The sequence below is a fragment of the Candidatus Hydrogenedentota bacterium genome, assembly GCA_013359265.1.
Lineage (GTDB): Bacteria > Hydrogenedentota > Hydrogenedentia > Hydrogenedentales > SLHB01 > JABWCD01.
The window spans coordinates 32268-49608 of sequence record JABWCD010000002.1; the positions used below are offsets into that span (position 1 = coordinate 32268).

8 protein-coding genes are annotated in these 17341 nt (G+C 62.2%); 3 read left to right on the top strand and 5 right to left on the bottom strand.

Going from position 1 to position 17341, the window contains the following annotated elements:
• Positions 1–30: 30 nt before the first annotated feature.
• Together HUU46_01315 and nirD are read right to left on the bottom strand one after the other, a co-directional pair.
• The gene (locus HUU46_01315) at positions 31–2520 is read right to left on the bottom strand and encodes a PD40 domain-containing protein (protein NUM52258.1); all 2490 of its coding nucleotides are present in this window, start codon (positions 2518–2520) and stop codon (positions 31–33) included.
• A gap of 234 nt (positions 2521–2754) precedes the next feature.
• Positions 2755–5595 (bottom strand): nitrite reductase small subunit NirD, encoded by a 2841-nt coding sequence (gene nirD, locus HUU46_01320; protein NUM52259.1) that lies wholly within the window; start codon positions 5593–5595, stop codon positions 2755–2757.
• Between the two features lie 510 nt (positions 5596–6105).
• Here nirD and HUU46_01325 point away from each other — a divergent pair.
• The 3 genes from HUU46_01325 to HUU46_01335 are packed head-to-tail and all read left to right on the top strand — an operon-like array spanning position 6106 to position 12367.
• Entirely contained in the window at positions 6106–7446 is a 1341-nt protein-coding gene (locus tag HUU46_01325) for an MFS transporter (protein ID NUM52260.1), read from the top strand.
• Between the two features lie 23 nt (positions 7447–7469).
• A complete protein-coding gene (locus HUU46_01330) occupies positions 7470–10982 on the top strand; it encodes a molybdopterin-dependent oxidoreductase (protein NUM52261.1) in 3513 nt (1170 codons plus the stop codon).
• Positions 10979–12367, top strand: coding sequence for a rubredoxin domain-containing protein (locus HUU46_01335; protein NUM52262.1), 1389 nt, complete (start codon positions 10979–10981; stop codon positions 12365–12367). The genes HUU46_01330 and HUU46_01335 overlap by 4 nt, the downstream gene beginning before the upstream one ends.
• 30 nt (positions 12368–12397) lie before the next feature.
• Here the strand turns inward: HUU46_01335 and HUU46_01340 are convergent, their stop codons facing one another.
• From HUU46_01340 to gltA, 3 genes are all read right to left on the bottom strand, one after another.
• On the bottom strand, positions 12398–13045 hold the full coding sequence (locus HUU46_01340) for a response regulator transcription factor (GenBank protein NUM52263.1): 648 nt from the start codon (positions 13043–13045) through the stop codon (positions 12398–12400).
• A gap of 19 nt (positions 13046–13064) precedes the next feature.
• Positions 13065–14768, bottom strand: coding sequence for a PAS domain-containing protein (locus tag HUU46_01345; GenBank protein NUM52264.1), 1704 nt, complete (start codon positions 14766–14768; stop codon positions 13065–13067).
• Positions 14769–14914: 146 nt separating this feature from the next.
• Entirely contained in the window at positions 14915–17254 is a 2340-nt protein-coding gene (gltA, locus tag HUU46_01350; protein NUM52265.1) for an NADPH-dependent glutamate synthase, read from the bottom strand.
• Positions 17255–17341 lie beyond the last annotated feature (87 nt).

The following is a 17341-nucleotide window of genomic DNA, read 5'->3' on the forward strand; positions in this document are numbered from 1 at the left end:
AAGCAGCCCCCCGCTCGCCTTCGGCCCGGCTCAGTGATCCATCACCGTGGCCACCTTTTCCAGCGGACACCACCAGAGCGATTCCCAGTAGGCCCGATCCGTCTTGTATGGATTGACGGGGGCGCTCGAATCGAACTCCTCGGGAAGCACGCCGTAGCGTTTCATCTCTCGGATATACTCCGGCCTCGGCTGGAATCCCGGCATATCGAACCGCTTGATGTCGTCGAGATGCCGCTTGGTCTCCCGGATTGCCGCGAGTAACACGCGGTAATCCTTGTCTTTCTTCGATCGGAACACCGGCACGCCGCCGGCGTCTCTACACGCGCCCAGCCCGCCGTCTTCCTTTGCAAGCGGTGCGAGCAGTTGCAGCGAGCGTTCCGGCCGGCTCAGGTTGTAGACAATGTGCCGCGACAGGTGGAGCCGCGGATCGTCGTACTTGATGTCCCAGGGCGGCGTGGGCATGTCGTCGGACGGGGTATCGGGCAACTGCATCGGACCGGTGTGGCAGGCGGCGCAGCGCGTTTTGATGATTGACTGCGCGGCGAGAATTTCCGGCCACTCGAGATCGCGCCGATCGATCGTATTCTCGGCGTATCCGCCGATCATGCCCGAGCCCAGGCCCGCGTAGGTGCCGGGATAGGGCGCGCCGGTGTCGATCCACAGCCGGACGATTTTGCGCTCGTATTCCGTGGCCTGCACGCCGTAATGTGTCCCGTTCAGTTTTTGCAGGAGCCGGCTTGCGGAACTGCCGAGCGCTCGCGGCGCGTAATTGCTCTTGGGCAGATTGCGGCCGTCGGAGAATTCGCGCAGCGCGCTCAAGGTGAAGTAGCTGTGCGAATACAACGGTCCGCGGTCGCCGGTAAGGATTACGCGGCCCGCCATGCGATGCCCTTCGGGCCCTTTTTCATAGCCGTGGCACGAGGCACAATACCGGTCGAGAATGGGCTGGATGTCCCGCGGGAAATCGAAGACGTCCGGCACTTCCGCGATGGGTTCGATGATGCTCGGCGCCCGGGACAGCGCCTGAAGCTGCACGGCAGGCATGGTCGTATACGTGCGCTGCTCGTGGCAACCGACGCAACTCATCGTTTCGCCGGGTTGGACCGAGAGAAAACTCTGCATGCGCTTGACCGACATGTCCTGCTCGTCGAGCGCGACCAGCAGGATACTCCGCATCGCCGGCACGTCGAAATACGCCGAGCCGTCGGCCTCGACCGGCACGGTGCCGAGCACGCGTTCGAGCGTGAATGTCCCGCCGTAACTCAGCGGCTCCATGCCGCCGGTATAGTTGATCGGTTTGGGAAGCGATTCGAGGACCAGGAGCTTTTTGATTTCGCCCGGCTGGATGCCGGCCATGTTCCGGCCGTCGTATACGTTCGCGAGGATCAGGCGACCTGTCGTCTGATCGAGTTTCGCGCGAGAGGGTAGCGCCGGTTCCTTCGGACGCGCCGCGATCGGACGCGGCTCGTGGCACTCGAAACCTGCCGCGCGGTCTTCGTCCGAGAGACGAAAGACTTCGCTGATGCCGCCTTGTCCGTCCATCAACAGCACGCGGTGTTGACGCGCGACGAGAACCGCGTTTTCCGACAGTGGATACGGGTCGCGGAAATCTTTCGCGTCGTGCAGGAAACGTACGGCCTCGGGCGCGTCGGGACCGAGTTTGGGATTTACAATCGCGACCTGCCCCGCGTGCTCGCGCTGGCCATGACCCGGCGAAAACAACGATACGATACTGTCAGTCCCCGGAATCGGTTTGGCGTCGATCATCAGGATGCCGGGGTTGAGGTTGCCGTAGTAGGGCATCTGCCCGGTGCCATCCGGGTTCATCGCCCACAGATGGTGATAGTGGACCTGGCTTCGGTCCACGTACTCCCAGCGCTGGTACAGAATGCGCCCGTCTGCCAACGGCCACGGCGTGTTGTCGTGTTCGATGTTACCGGACACTTGCCGAATGTTTTTCCCGTCCGCGTCGCACCGGTACAAGACGGCGACCTGGGTCAGCCAGCAGTTCACCCAGCGTTTACAGCGCGACGATACAAACATAATCCCGCCGTCTGGCAAATACGTGGGTTCGATATCGTCGAAAGGACCGTCCGTGAGCTGCGTGAGTCCGCTGCCGTCCACGCCGACTTCGTACAGGTTGTAGCTGCAGGTCCCTCCTTTGCGATAGGAGAAGAGGATGGTTTTTCCGTCGTAGCTCACCTGCGGATCGCGGATGCCGCCGCGGGAGTCTTCGAATATCGTGGTCGTGTCGCCCGTTGCCGGGTCGACCTTCAGAAGTCTCGCGCCGTCGGCATAGGTGACGCGCTGGGGGCCTTCGGCGTAGTACCCGAAGTTGGCGTACCAATGGCCGTCATTGCCGAGTTTGCGCACGGCGAGGACTATGGGAACCGAGTTCGCGGCCGGATCGATCAGTGAATTTCGTTCGACAGTAGCTACCGGTACTACCGAAAAGGCAGGCCGATGGGCCATCAGCACGCACGCGACGCAAAGGAAGCGATAGATCCGGCGATACGGCATATCCCCCTCCTGCGGTTGATACGAGTACCAACCGCGCGCATCACCTTGGGACGGCCCCGGTTTGACCGGCAACGCCACCCCACAGCGTTTCCCCCGAAACGCCTTGGACGAATCGTAGCAGAAAATTACAGGAATTGCACCGGCGCTGATCAGTCGGCCGCGGCGCGGGTGTGCCGCTGTGGGGACAGCCGCCGAAGCGGTGACAGTCCACGGCGCGCCCGCTATTCTGCGTGTTTATGCGATGCTCGCCAGTGCTTGCGCGGGCACGTGGAGCAGCACATCGCCGTTCTCGACTTTGACGTCGAAAACCCGAATGCAGAGGCGATCGTCGCCGGAGAGGCACTTGCCCGTTTCGAGCGAGAACTGTTTCTTGTGTTGGGGGCATGCGACTTTGGGCTCGCCATTTTTCTCGCCCAACAGGCCGCGCGCGAGGACCATGTCCTGTTTATGCGGGCACATGTTTTGCGTCGCAAACCATCTGCGTTGGCGGGAGAAATTGAACACGGCCAACTGCATCGTGCCGTATTCGACGGCGATTCCCCGTCCGTCCGGGAAGTCCGATTCGGCGCCGGCGCGCCACCACACGAGTTCCTCCTGCACACCGTTTTGATGCGGCTGTGCCGCCGCGGGGCTTGGCCAGTCCGCGGGACGTTTCTGCCCGCGTTCCCGCACGAATTTTAGGTTCGCGTCGGTGCGATTCGTGTTCGAGAAATGCTTAAAGAGCGCGCGCTTTTCCGGGTTTTCGACTACCGCCTTCCACTCGCACTCATACGTATTCACCAACTTCGCCATGTCCGCTTCGAGCGTTTCGCAAATCCCGAGGATGTCCTCGATGACGACGCGCTTGACCTGGTCGAGTCCACCCTCGAGTTTTTCGAGCCATACCGACGTGCGCGTGAGCGGGTCGGCGGTGTGAATGTAGTACATGAGAAACCGGTCGATGAGTCTGATCGCGGTATCTTCGTCGAGGTCCGTTGCGAGCAAGTCGGCATGCCGCGGTTTCGCACCGCCGTTACCGCAGACGTAGACGTTCCATCCCTTTTCCGTGGCGATGAGCCCAACGTCTTTGCCCTGGGCCTCGGCGCATTCGCGCGTACAGCCGGAGACCGCGAACTTGAGCTTGTGCGGCGCGCGAATGCCGCGATACCGTTCCTCGATGCGAATGGCGAACGCGGTCGAGTCCTGCACGCCGAAGCGGCACCAGGTGCTGCCGACACAACTCTTCACGGTGCGCACGGCTTTTCCGTACGCGTGACCGCTCTCGAATCCTTCGGCAATGAGTTCCTCCCAGATTTCCGGCAACTGGTCGACGCGCGCGCCGAGCAGATCGATGCGCTGTCCCCCCGTAATCTTGCAATACAAGTCGTACTTCTTCGCTACTCGGCCCAGTGCGATCAGTTTTTCCGGCGTGATCTCGCCGCCGGGGACGCGCGGCACGATCGAGTAGGAGCCACCGCGCTGAATGTTGGCGAGGAAGCGGTCGTTCGTGTCCTGGATTTCCGCATGTTCGACGACGTGCTCGTTCCACAGGCTTGCGAGTATCGACGCGACGGCGGGTTTGCAGACTTCGCAGCCGTCGCCATTCCCCACGATGTCCAAGACAGCGTCAAAAGACTTCAGCCGCTGCACCTTCACGGCGTGAAAGAGTTCCTGGCGCGTCATTGGAAAGTGGTCGCAGAGCACGTTCTTGACGGAGACGCCCATTGCCAGGAGTTCGGATTTCAAAATGTCCTTGACGATTGGAACACAACCGCCGCATCCGGTCCCCGCACGGGTACACGCCTGTAGCGCGCCGATGTCGTGCGCGCCGCCGCGGATAGCGCCGCATAACTGCGCCTTGGACACGTTGTTGCACGAGCAGACCTGCAACGTATCGGGCAATGCGGGCGCCGCGCCATCGCTTCGGTTCAATCCGAGCAATTCCGCGGTAGCAGCCGGCAACGGTTCACCCGTCCGTGCGTGGTGGCTCAGGAGACCAAACGACGATGTATCGCCAACGAGCACGCCACCGAGGACAGTGCGCCCGCCGGCGTCGAGGACGACCTTGATGTATCGCCCCTCTTTCGAATCCCGGTACTCGAAGGTCTCGTGGTGCTGATCGGTAAGGAAGGGGTCACCGAAACTGGCGACGTTCACGCCCATCAGCTTGAGTTTTGTCGACAGGTCGCCGCCCGCGAATGTTGCGTCTTCGCCGGCCATGCGCCGGGCAAGCGTCTCCGCCATTTGATACCCCGGCGCCACGAGTCCGTACACCACATCCCGGTGGGACGCTACTTCTCCGATGGCGTAGATGTTCGGGTCGCTGGTCTGTAGCGCGTCATCCACGACCACGCCGCCGCGCGGCCCAATCGCCAATCCGCACGCTCGCGCCAATTCGTCGCGCGGCTGAATCCCCGCTGATACGACAATCATGTCGGTGTCAACCGACTCGCCGTCGGCGAAGCGGAGTCCCGTGACTGCGCCGTTGCCCAACACCGACTGCGTCGAGCGGCTGAGCAACACGCCGATTCCCTGCCGCTGGATTTCGCGCAGCAACAACGCGGACGCGGTTTCGTCCAGTTGGCGTGGCATCAGGCGCGCGTTGAACTCAATGACCTTTGTTTCGAGCCCGAGTTCGCGCAGCGCTCGGGCGGCCTCAAGGCCGAGCAGCCCGCCGCCAATAACGCTTGCGGTCGTGCAGCGCTTACCGTACCGAATTATGGCGTCCAGGTCATCGATGGTCCGGTAGACGAAGACGCCTTTCGTTTCCACTTTGAATGCTGGCGGGACCAGCGGTCGCGATCCCGTGGCGAGGACGAGCCGTCCGTATGGGATGCGGCTGCCGGTGGACGTATAGACGGCGCGTTCATCCCGGTCGATGTGTTGTACGACCCGGCCGGTGTACAGGGTCATCTCGTTTTCGCGATACCAGCACGGTTTCGCCAGCGTGAGGTCCTCCGCCGATTTACCTTCGAAGTACGACGTGAGGTTGACACGGTCATAGGCGGGCCGGGGTTCCTCTCCCAAGACCAGCACCTGGTACTTCCTGTTGCAGCCGAATTCGACCAGCTTCTCGCAGAAGCGGTGGCCCACCATTCCATTGCCGATGACGACCAGATTATGCGGCCAGTCTTTGGGAGTGTGATAACCCACGCGGAAGTCTCCTTCGAGTTTGTACGCCTTTGGAGCAAAGCGTGTGCCGAAGAATCAGAAAGGCAGGATCGCGGGTCAATTCGGACTTGGAAATTGTACTAACTCATTTCATGCTATCTGGTTAGGATGATATGGCAATGGGCGTTCGTCCAGGCGGGGGCGGCGCATGAGCTCGAACCGGGCACTACGCGGAGGTAGGGTTTGGCGCGCTGCTCTTACGCAAATGTACGCGTTTGGATTGCATATTATTGATTCCGATAAACCCGCGTGGTGGGCAGACACTGACCAATGGTCAATTCCGGAATGTCGCTAACTTGCAGTAAATAAAACATTTACAAGATTGGCCCTCTTCCGGTTCTGCGCGGTGTGACCGCCAGTCTTTGCGTACATTGGCACGTACATTGCCTACGTACACCGGAGAATGTGCGGCAAGTATCAACGAAGGGGTAGGAAATGGACAGCCAGTACAAAGCGACTTCTATCGATCTCTTTTCATTTAATACCGCGCCGATGCGCGCCTTCCACATGACGTGGTTTGCGTTCTTCCTATGTTTCTTTGCGTGGTTCGGAATCGCGCCGTTGATGTCGGTCGTACGCGAGGAACTCGCGCTGACGAAGGCCCAGGTGGGCAACACCATTATCGCTTCCGTTGCCGCGACGGTTATTGCACGGCTCATTGCGGGTTGGGCCTGCGATCGGTATGGTCCGCGGCGCACGTACGGGTGGCTGCTAGTGCTGGGTTCCATCCCCGTGATGGGCATCGGGTTTGCGACAAATTACGAGAGCTTCCTGCTGTTCCGATTGGGGATCAGCATCATCGGGGCGTCGTTTGTCATCACGCAATTCCATACGACCATGATGTTCGCGCCGAACGTCGTGGGTACGGCAAACGCCGCGACGGCCGGCTGGGGCAACCTGGGCGGCGGCGTAACCCAAATGGTGATGCCGCTACTGTTCAGCGGTTTTGTGGCGGCGGGACTGACGGAGTTCTGGAGTTGGCGCGCGTCGATGTTTCTCGCCGGCGTTGTCTGCTTCGCCACTGGCGTCGCGTACTACTTCGTGACTCGCGACACGCCCGAGGGCGACTTTCGCGAGTTGCGCGCGCGAGGCGCGATGCCTAAAGCGGCGGCGAACCGCGGTGCGTTCTGGGAAGCGTTTGGTGACGTACGCGTGTGGGCGCTGTTCGTCATCTACGGCGGGTGCTTCGGCGTCGAAATCACGCTGGACAACATCGCCGCGTTGTACTTCACCGACTACTTCGATCTCGGCATACACGCGGCAGGATTTGTCGCCGCGGGGCTGGGCCTGCTCAACATCTTCGCGCGCGCGCTGGGCGGGATAGTCGGCGATCGGTTCGGCTTGCGTTGGGGACTGAAAGGGCGCGTGCGTTGGCTCGCGATCGTTATGGCGTGCGAAGCGCTGACGCTCATCCTCTTCTCGCAAATGACGTCGCTCTCGCTCGCCATCGCGGCATTGCTGCTGTTTGGGTTGTTTGTGTGCATGGGTTGCGGCGCGACCTATGCGGTGGTTCCATTCATCAACAAGCGTGCTCTCGGGCCTGTTGCGGGAATCGTCGGCGCGGGCGGAAACGTGGGCGCATTGTTGTCCGGGTTCCTATTCAAGGTCGAGTCCCTGAGCTGGCCGCAAGGTTTGTTCGTGCTTGGATTGATTGTGTTCGTGTGCTCGGTGACCGCGGTCGTGATTCGGTTTTCCGACGCCGACGAGGCCGCGGCGAAGCACGACATCGAGCAACGGCTTCGGGCAACTGCCGAGCCGGCGCTGGCATCCGCGTAAGCGGCAACATGACCCAATCCGCGATGTACCCCGCGCCGGACCAAAGCGTAAGAACGACGTGCAGCTATTGCGGCGTTGGGTGCGGCGTACGCGTACACCGCGACGCCGCGGGCAGATTGCACCTCGAAGGCGACGCCGACCATCCGGTTAACGCGGGGATGTTGTGCTCGAAGGGGCGTGCGCTTCACCACGTGGTGCAGAGTACGGACGACAGGTTACTGTTTCCGCAGATGCGGCGCAGCCGGTCGCATCCCCTGGAACGAGTCGACTGGGACACCGCGTTGGACCGCGCCGCAGCGGTGTTCCGCACGACCATCGATCGGTATGGCGCGGAATCGGTTGGGTTCTACATTTCCGGCCAGTGCCTTACCGAAGAATACTACGTGGCGAACAAGCTCGTGAAGGGGTTCATCGGCTGTAACAACATCGACACCAATTCCCGACTATGCATGAGTTCCGCGGTGACGGCGTACAAGCTGTCGCTTGGCGACGATCTGTGCCCCGTCGGTTACGACGACATCGAGCACGGAGATTGCTTTCTTGTCGCGGGCGCGAACCCGGCGTTCTGCCACCCAATCCTGTTTCGGCGTTTGGAGCAACACAAACAGGCCCGGCCCAGCGCACGGGTCATCGTCGCGGATCCGCGCAAGACGCAGAGTTGCGCCATTGCCGACCTTCATCTCCAGCTTCGTCCCGGTACGGACGTGGCCCTTTACAACGCGATTGCGCGCGAACTGATCGAGCGCGATCTGGTCGATCATCGTTTCATCGGCGCGCACACGGACGGATTCGCTCAAATGCGGGAAGCGGCGATGCAGCGGTCCGTTGCCGAAGCTGCCGCGATTTGCGATGTTCCGGAGCGCGACATCCGGACCGCGGCGCACTGGATCGGCGAAGCGCGCGCGTTTCAAACCTGGTGGGCGATGGGGCTGAACCAGAGCGTCGCGGGCGTGGACAAAAACCTTGCGCTTATCAATCTGTCGCTCGTCACCGGCCAGATCGGCAAGCCCGGCGCGGGCCCGCTTTCTCTGACCGGACAACCGAACGCGATGGGCGGGCGCGAAGTGGGAGGCCTCGCGACGCTGCTTGCCGCCCATCGCGATCTGGCGAATCCAGCGCATCGCGACGAGATCGCACGCTACTGGGGTGTCGAGCGGATATCGGACAAGCCGGGTCTGACGGCAACCGAAATGTTCGCCGCTCTCGAAGCGGGCACGATGCGCGCAGTGTGGATCGTCTGCACGAACCCCGCGGTTTCTATGCCGGACATTGCGCGGATCGAGCGCGCATTGCGCGCGGCCCGCTTCGTGGTGGTCCAAGAGATTTCGTCGCGGTCCGATACCACCGCATACGCGGACGTGTTGCTCCCCGCCGCGGGATGGCTTGAGAAGCCCGGTGTGATGACGAACTCCGAACGCCGCGTAACGCTCGTGGAGAAGCTTGTCGAGCCGCCGGGCGAGGCGCTCCCCGACACCGAGATTCTCTGCCGTTTCGCCGCGAAGATGGGATGGGGTTCCGCATTTAGTTACGGGTCGCCTGAGGACATCTTTATCGAACATCGCGAGCTGACGCGCGGCACGCGCATCGATATCGGCGGGATCAGTTACGAGCGCCTTCGCAAGGAAGGCAGTGTCCAGTGGCCATGTCCGTGCGCGGACCACCCGGGCACCGCGCGGTTGTTCGAGGATGGCCGCTTCGCAACGCCGAACCAAAAGGCGCGATTGCACGGCGTTACCTATTCCGAGCCCGCGGAAGCAACTTCGGCGGAACATCCGTTTGTACTCACGACCGGACGGTTGCGCGAACAGTGGCACACGATGACGCGCACGGGAAAAGTGAACCGTCTGCTGCAACACGAAAGCGCGCCGTTCGCGGAAATGCATCCGGACGACGCAAAGGCCTTCGGAATCGCGGATGGCGCAACGGCGCGAATCGCGAACGAGCGCGGCGAGGTTGCCGTTCAAGTTCGTTGTGTAGACAGTATCAAGCGCGGCACGGTATTCCTTCCGATGCACTGGAGCAACGGAACGGGCGCGGGCGGAGCGCGTACGAACTTGCTGACGAACTCGGCGGTCGATGCGCGATCGAAACAACCCGGTTTCAAGTACGCGGCGGTCCGTGTCGAGCCGGTCGTCATGCCCGCGCGGCGAATCGTCGTGATCGGCGCGGGTGCAGGCGCGCTGCAATTCGTGTCTTCGTACCGAAAGCGAAACGGAATCGATTCGATTATCGTCTTTGGTAACGAGAACGCGGGCTTCTACGACCGCATCCAGTTACCCTCCTACATTACCGGCGAGAAAGTTTGGGGCCAGCTTGTCACCTGTGGCGACGACGAACTCCGAGCGCGGCGTATCGAGTTCAAGCCCGGGAGCGCGATCACGGAAATCGTGCGGGATGAGCGCCGCGTGGTCGATGCACAGGGAAACAGTTACGCATACGACGCGTTGGTTATCGCAACGGGCAGCAGTGCCGCGACGCCGGACAAGGCGACAGCGAACCTTGGTGGTGTGTTCACGTTGCGAAACCGCGCGGACGCAGACGCGATCCACCGCCATGCCCGCGCAAGCAAGCGCGCGGTCATCGTTGGGGGCGGTCTGCTCGGCATCGAGCTTGCCGTTGCGCTGCGCGCGCTTGGCCTCGGTGTGACGCTGCTGCATCGATCATCGCGGCTCATGGGGGGACAGTTGGACGACACGGCCGCCGGGTTGTTGCTGCAAGAGCTGTCCGCGCGCGGCGTCGAAGTGGTGCTGCAAGAGACAGTCGCGCACACGCACGGAACCGAACGAATTCTCGGTGTCCGCAGCGCGGGCGGCGTGTACTACGCCTGCGATCTGCTCATATACGCCGTGGGGACTTTGCCAAACGATTGGCTCGCGAGGAATGCAGGGATAGTGTGCGGTAATGGCATCGTCGTCGACGATGCGTTGCGCACGAACGATCCAAACGTCTATGCGCTGGGCGAGTGCGCGGAACATCGTGGGCAGCGGTACGGGACCAGTCTCGCCGCGCGGCAGCAGGCGGACGTTGTGGCCGCGCAGTTGGCGGGCGATACGGCGGCGCTTTATACCGGCAGCATTCCGGTACATGTACTCAAGGCGCCGGGCATTCAGGTGGCGTCGGCCGGTTACATGTGCGCGGCGGTGTCCAAGGGCATTGAAGAAATCGTATACCACGATCGCGCAGAGCGGGTCTATATTCGGTGTTTTGTCCGGCAAAACCGCCTGATTGGCGCGTTGCTTGTCGGCGACCTATCCAACCTGCCGCAGTTTTGTGCGTGGATCGAGAGCGGCATCGAACTCGACAGCGAGAGACGAAACGTTCTACGCGCGGGCGCCGGTGTGGCGCGAAACACGGCAAAGGGAAAATTGGTCTGCTCGTGCAATCAGGTTGGCAAAGGCAACATCGACGACGCGCTCGCTTCCGGTTGCCAGACGCTCGAAGAAATCTGCGCGGCGACCGGCGCGGGCACGACGTGCGGGAGTTGCCGGCCCGAGGTGCAATTGCTGGTTACGCAGCGCGCGGTGGCCATAGCATGACGAACCCGGGCGGCGGGCTGCGGTACTGCACGCGGGGCGGCGTCATCTCGATGGCGGAGTTGCGTTTGCTCGCAGAGGCCGCCGTATCGCAAGGCGACGGCCGGATATACGCCACCGGTCGACAGGAGTTCATTGTGCGCGGGGTCCCCGCCGCGCGCGCGGCGACCTTGCTGGGCCGACCCTCTGTCGATCGGCTTCACACCACGGTCTCGCCCGTCAAGAACGTTGTATCCACGGCGCCGGTTGCAGGAATGGCGGGCACACTCGATTGGCTGACGATGGGCGTCTTTACGGAACTGCTCGATCGAATTCCCCGCGCCTATCCACACACCGTATCGCTGGCGGACCCCATCCAGCCCTACCTGCCCGCACTGTGTGGAACGATCAACTTTGCTGCGTGCGCGCAACGCGATTTCTGGCGGCTTCATGTCACCGATCCCGAGGGCAGCAACAACTTCACCTTGGCTGGCGCCGTTCGGTCGCGCGATTTGCCACGCGTCTGTGCGGACATTTCGTCGTTTCTCGATCGGCACGGCCCGCCCGGGACCGATTCATGGGCGCGTACGCTCGATGCACTGCTGGAACCGTTTCGGGTGGGTGTTCACGAGCCGACGCGCGACCAACAGTTTTTCCGCATGCCGCCTGGTTCGATAGTCATTCCGTTCGACGCGGAGGGACTTCCAGGCAATTTCGTGATTGACGTTTGTTTATGGTCGGCAACACTGCAACACAATGTGCAGTTCGGTCTCACGCCCTGGAGAACTCTGCTGATCTCCGGCCTATCCGACGCCTGCACGACGGCCCTGCGCCGAATGATGCTCGGCGCGCGGGTGGGCGAGTGCACCGGCTCGTGGCGTACGTTTTGTTTCGATACGACATTTGGGGCGGGAATTGCCGGCAACGCGTTGCGCGAACTCGAGCGGGCAATTCCGATGTGCAGCGGCGCCGCCCTGTGCTTCGCGAATGATCAATCGTTCCCCGCCAGCGCTCATATCGTCATCCGGCCATCTCGCGCTCGGCGCGCGCGTCTCAGGCGGGAGCGATACGATATTCTGCGGCGCGACGCGGGCGGGCCGCCTGCATCGCGGTGGACTTGCGTGAAGAACGGCGTTCGGCCGGGCGACGTTGCGCAGGTTATCGTTTCGGCGCTGGCGGGTGTCCCGCAGGACGATCCATCGGCAGCGTCGAACGCGCCGGAGACGCGGACCGCGGCGCGCAGGCTTTCTCACGAATGCGTGGCCTGCTTAACCGAATACAGCGCCCATTATGGCGATGTTCAAGCAGGGGTGAAGGCGGGCACCGCGTTCGAGAACCTTCCGGAGTCGTGGGTGTGCCCGGTGTGCGGTGGGCCCAAATCACACTTCAAAGAGAAGAACGCCGCGTGAGTTCGTTTTGCGTCCGAAATTGGCGGCAGGTCAGACGTTTTTGTGCTCCTGCACGAATTCGAACGCCGTATGCGTCAACTGGCTCATGTTGGACACGTCAAGCTTGGCGCGGATTCGCCGGCGGTACGTTTCGACGGTTTTCACGTTGAGACCGAGGCGGTTCGCGATGTCCCGCGAATTCTTGCCCTGGCCCATTAGAAGGAAGACCGATCGTTCGCGCTGACTCAATTCGTTGACCTGATCGTCCATGCTCTTCTTGGGTCCGTCGACCAACCGCAGCAACACCGCTTCGTTGGTGGACGGGTCGAGGTACAGTCCGCCCGCCGCGACCTTGCGCAAAGCGTCGATGATCTGTTCGTCGGCCTGGTCTTTCGTGATATACCCTCGTGCGCCGAGGCGCAGCGCCTTTTCCACGTAGTTCGGTTCGGTATGCATCGTAAGCACCAGCGCGCGCAGATCGGGAAAGCGCTGCCTCATTTCCCGCAAGAGATCGAGGCCGTTCGAGTCGCGCAGGCTTAAATCGACGACGACTATGTCCGGTGTCTCGCGTCCGATGGCCTCGAGCGCTCCGACAACGTCTTCCGCTTCGCCGCACACGCGAATGTCTTCCTCTTCGTGCAGCAGTTGCACAATGCCCCGCCGCACGACGGGATGGTCTTCGACGAGCACAACTTTCATCGGTCCAAACCTTTCTGCGTTACATGGAAATTGCACATCGGACTTTCGTGCCGTGGTTGGGGCGCGACTCGATCTGAAATCGTCCTCCGACCAGTTCCGCGCGGTGCTCCATGATGCTCAAACCCATTCCCTCGGGATCCAGCCCGGCGCTGCGTTCGCGCCGCATGCCGACCGTATCCATGCCGCGTCCGTCATCGGCAATTTCCAACACCGTTTCCTCGTCGCCCTGGGCGAGCCGAATCCAAACCTGCTGCGCGCCGCTGTGGCGGATGGCGTTGTTCACGGCCTCCTGCGCGATACGGTAGAGATGTTCCGCGATATCGCGTTCGAACAACAAGACCGAACCCTTTTCCTCGAACTCGCATTTGAGGCCGGCCGTTTCGCGGGTGACCGCGGCGAGTTCGCGCAAGGACTTCGACAGCGCGTCGGGATCGTCGCCGATCGACCGCAGGCTCTTCGCGATTCCGCGAACGGTCTCAACGCCGCGCTTCACGAGCGCGATGATTTCCGCGGCCTGCGCGGCGGATTCCGGGTCTTTGGCCTTGAGGCGGTTGGCGAGCACGCGGCTGGCGTAGAGGATGCCCGATAGCTCCTGGCCCAGGCCGTCGTGGAGGTTGTAGCCGAGTTGGCGTTCTTCCTCGGAGCGCAGTTCCATCAAGCGCCGCTCGAGCCGCTTCTGCTCGCTTACGTCCACCGCAAACATGATGATACCGGCGGTCTGGCCATCGGCGCCGCGGTGCGGAATCTTGTTCATGCGCAGCCACCGCGTGTCGCCCTGCGCGTTTCGCAGGTAGTGGAGGAGGCCCAACTGCGGCTCGCCGCTGCGCACGATTTGGAGGTCCTCGTCGCGTAGCCGCGCTTCTTGTCCCGTAAACAGATCGTAGACGCAGATACCGGTAAGCTTCTCGATGCTTTCGCCGATGATCGTGGCGCCGGATCGGTTCAGCCGTACGATGGTGCCGTCCGTGTCGCAATGCATGATGAGCGCGGGCACGGAATCGAAGATCGCGCGCAGTTCCTCGGCGATTCGCGCGCGCCCCGCTTCCGATTCTTCGAGCCGGCCAACAGTACTGCGAATATTAGCGACGGCGGGCCGGAAAATGAAGCGCGCCTCGAGGGCGAGAATCGCGAGCGTGGCGAACAGCAGTCCCAATTCCAACCGGCGGACGTGGTCGACTTTTGCGTTCGCTTCCCGTTCGTATTGCGACACGATGGCGTCCATTCCACTTAAGAAGAGCGCCTCACTTTCGAGTATCGCCGCGACGAGGCCGCCTACCTCCGCTGAGGAGGCGCCCTCGTGCGTTTCGATTCGGGCGAGCTGTTGCGCGGCGGACACGATTCGTTGCCGCGGTCCCTCGATCCGGTCGAAGAGCGCTTGCACCTCTTTGCTATTGGCGCCCTCGAGGTGCATGGCCCCGTCACGCCGAATCAGTCCTTCGTGCGAGCCGATCCACAGCGCCACCGCTTCCTCCAATTCGCTGACGCGGGCCGTGTCGGGACGAACATGGAGGGCGAGCGCCGCTTTCGCAATGCGCTGGCTCAACATGCGCTGGCGGCCGGCCACGTTGATCACCGTCGAATCGTTGTGCTGTTGAGCTATCGAGTGTTGAATCAATAGCTGCCCGACGATCACGAGCAGCCCGACGCTACCCAGGGCGAGGACGTACAAGGTCGTCAGTCGATTGACGGAAGTGAGCTTATTTAAGGGCGTAATGCGCGACATGGTTCGGCACGTGACACGGGGCAACAGCTTGCGCCAATTGTACGCAAAACGCGCTCTTGTGCGCACGTCTTACGCATATACATGTCATTTTCCAGTAAGCCGGATTGTTCCGCACATAGGGCTTAGAACGCGGTGCGTGCGTGGTGCTATGAGATAGACACAGGGCGTAAAGAATTGGCGGACAGGTAGTTGTCGATGGCCGCCGCGGCGCGTTTGCCCGCGCCCATGGCCTCGATGACGGTCGCGGCGCCGGTCACGATATCCCCGCCCGCGTATACGCCGGGCAGGTTCGTTGCGCCGGTGACGGGATCGGCAACTATGTTTCCCCACTTGTTGAGTTCGATGCCCTTGGTGTTTCCCGTGAGCAGCGGGTTCGCGCGCGTACCCAGCGCGGGGATGAGCATGTCGCAGTCGATCGTGAACTCGCTGTTCGGCACCGGAATCGGACGGCGGCGGCCGGAGGTGTCCGGCTCTCCCAGTGTCATGCGGATGCATTCCATCGCGCGCACGCGCCCGTGATCGTCGCCGACGAGCCGGACGGGCGCGGTCAGCAGGTGAAAGGCCACGCCCTCTTCGCGCGCATGGAGCACTTCCTCGGCGCGGGCCGGAATCTCCGCTTCGGAACGGCGGTAGACGATGGTGACGCGCTTTGCGCCGAGCCGAATGGCAACGCGCGCCGCGTCCATCGCCACGTTGCCCGCCCCGACGACGACGACGTGACTGCCGATGTTCACGGGGGTCTGGTATTCGCCGAAGCGGTACGCCTTCATGAGGTTTACGCGCGTGAGAAACTCGTTGGCGCTGTACACGCCGATGAGGTTCTCTCCCGGCACATTCATGAACATGGGCGCGCCCGCTCCCACCGCAATAAAGATGGATTCGTATCCGTTGGCGAAAAGGCCGTCGATCGTCAGCACCTTCCCGATCACCATGTCGAGTTCGATTCGGACGCCGAGACTCTTGATGTAGTTCACTTCGCGATCGACGATGGCTTTCGGCAAGCGAAACTCGGGGATGCCGTACCGAAGCACGCCGCCGGTGTCGTGAAATGCCTCGAATATGGTGACGTCATACCCCATGCGCGCGAGGTCGCCGGCGCAGGTGAGGCCGCCCGGTCCGCACCCGATCACCGCGACCATCTTGCCCTTGGGTTCAATGCGGAAGGGCCGCGGCGGAACATGCTCCGCCTCCCAATCCGCTACGAACCGTTCCAGCGCGCCGATGGCCACCGGGCGATCCTGGGTTTTCGCGACGACGCATCGCTTTTCGCACTGGGTTTCCTGCGGGCACACGCGGCCGCACACGGCGGGCAGGTTGTTTTTTTCTTTGACGATTCGAGCGGCTTCCGTGAGTTCGCCCCGCTGGATGCACCGGATGAATTCTCGAATGTCGACTTCGACGGGGCATCCTTCGATGCAGGTGGCGTGTTCGCAGCCTTTGCAGCGGAGCGCCTCGGCCAGCGCTTCCTCGGGGGAGAACGTGGGTTTCACCTCGTCGAACGTTGTGCGGTGCTTGGCCAGTTCGGCGATCGTTTGCAGGACGAACAGTGCCGAAGTCTCTTCGAAGTAGCTCGAGCAATGTTTGTTCTTGCGCGATTCGAGCGCAGCGACCATCTGTTTGACCCGCTGCTCGAAGTGGCAGATGTGCTCATCTTCGTGATGCGGTTCGGCGCGTCCGTCGTTCGCCTGCGCTTCGAGCGGTTTGTACGCGCGCTGCCGCATGATCAGCTCGTCGAAATCGACGAGCTTGCCGTCAAACTCCGGCCCGTCCACGCACGCGTACTTGACTTCTCCGTTCACGCTCACGCGGCAGCCCCCGCACATGCCGGTGCCGTCGACCATGATGGGATTCAGACTGACGACAACGGGCAGGCCATGCGTCTTGCAGCAATCGACGACCGCCTTCATGTGCGGCACCGGACCGATCGCGATCACCTCGTCGATGCCCTCGCCGCCGCGCACGAGTTCATCGAGCGCTTGCGCCGCGAAGCCTTTGCGCCCGAACGAGCCGTCGTCGGTCGCGTAACACACCTTGTCGCTAATCGCCTCCACCTTGTCCTGCCAGAACAACAGCGACGCGTCGCGCGCGCCGAGGATGGAAATAAGGCGGTTGCCGGCTTCGTGATGCGCCTTCATCTGCGGGAACATGGGGGCGAGACCCACGCCGCCGCACACGCAGCAGATGGTCCTGCCCGGCCCGTGAATCTCGCGGTCCTTGCCCAGCGGCCCGACCACATCGAGATAGGCTTGACCCGGTTCGACCGCCGCCAGGGCCTTGGTGCCTTTGCCGATCTCCTGCATCACGAGCGTAATCGTGCCACTGGCAGCATTGGAGTCGGCGATTGTCAGCGGGATGCGCTCGCCGAATTCGTCGCCGCGCACAAGCACAAAATTGCCGGGGTGCGCTGCCTTGGCGATGAGCGGCGCCGCGACGTTAATTTCCGTGAGGTGGTCGGACAACTTCCGTTTCGTTGTAATGGTGAACATTCGTATCGCGAACAAGTCGCCGCTCGGGCCCGCGCCGGCAGCAGTTTGCGTTCCTTATCGTTCAGTCTATTCGGTTCAATCCCGGCG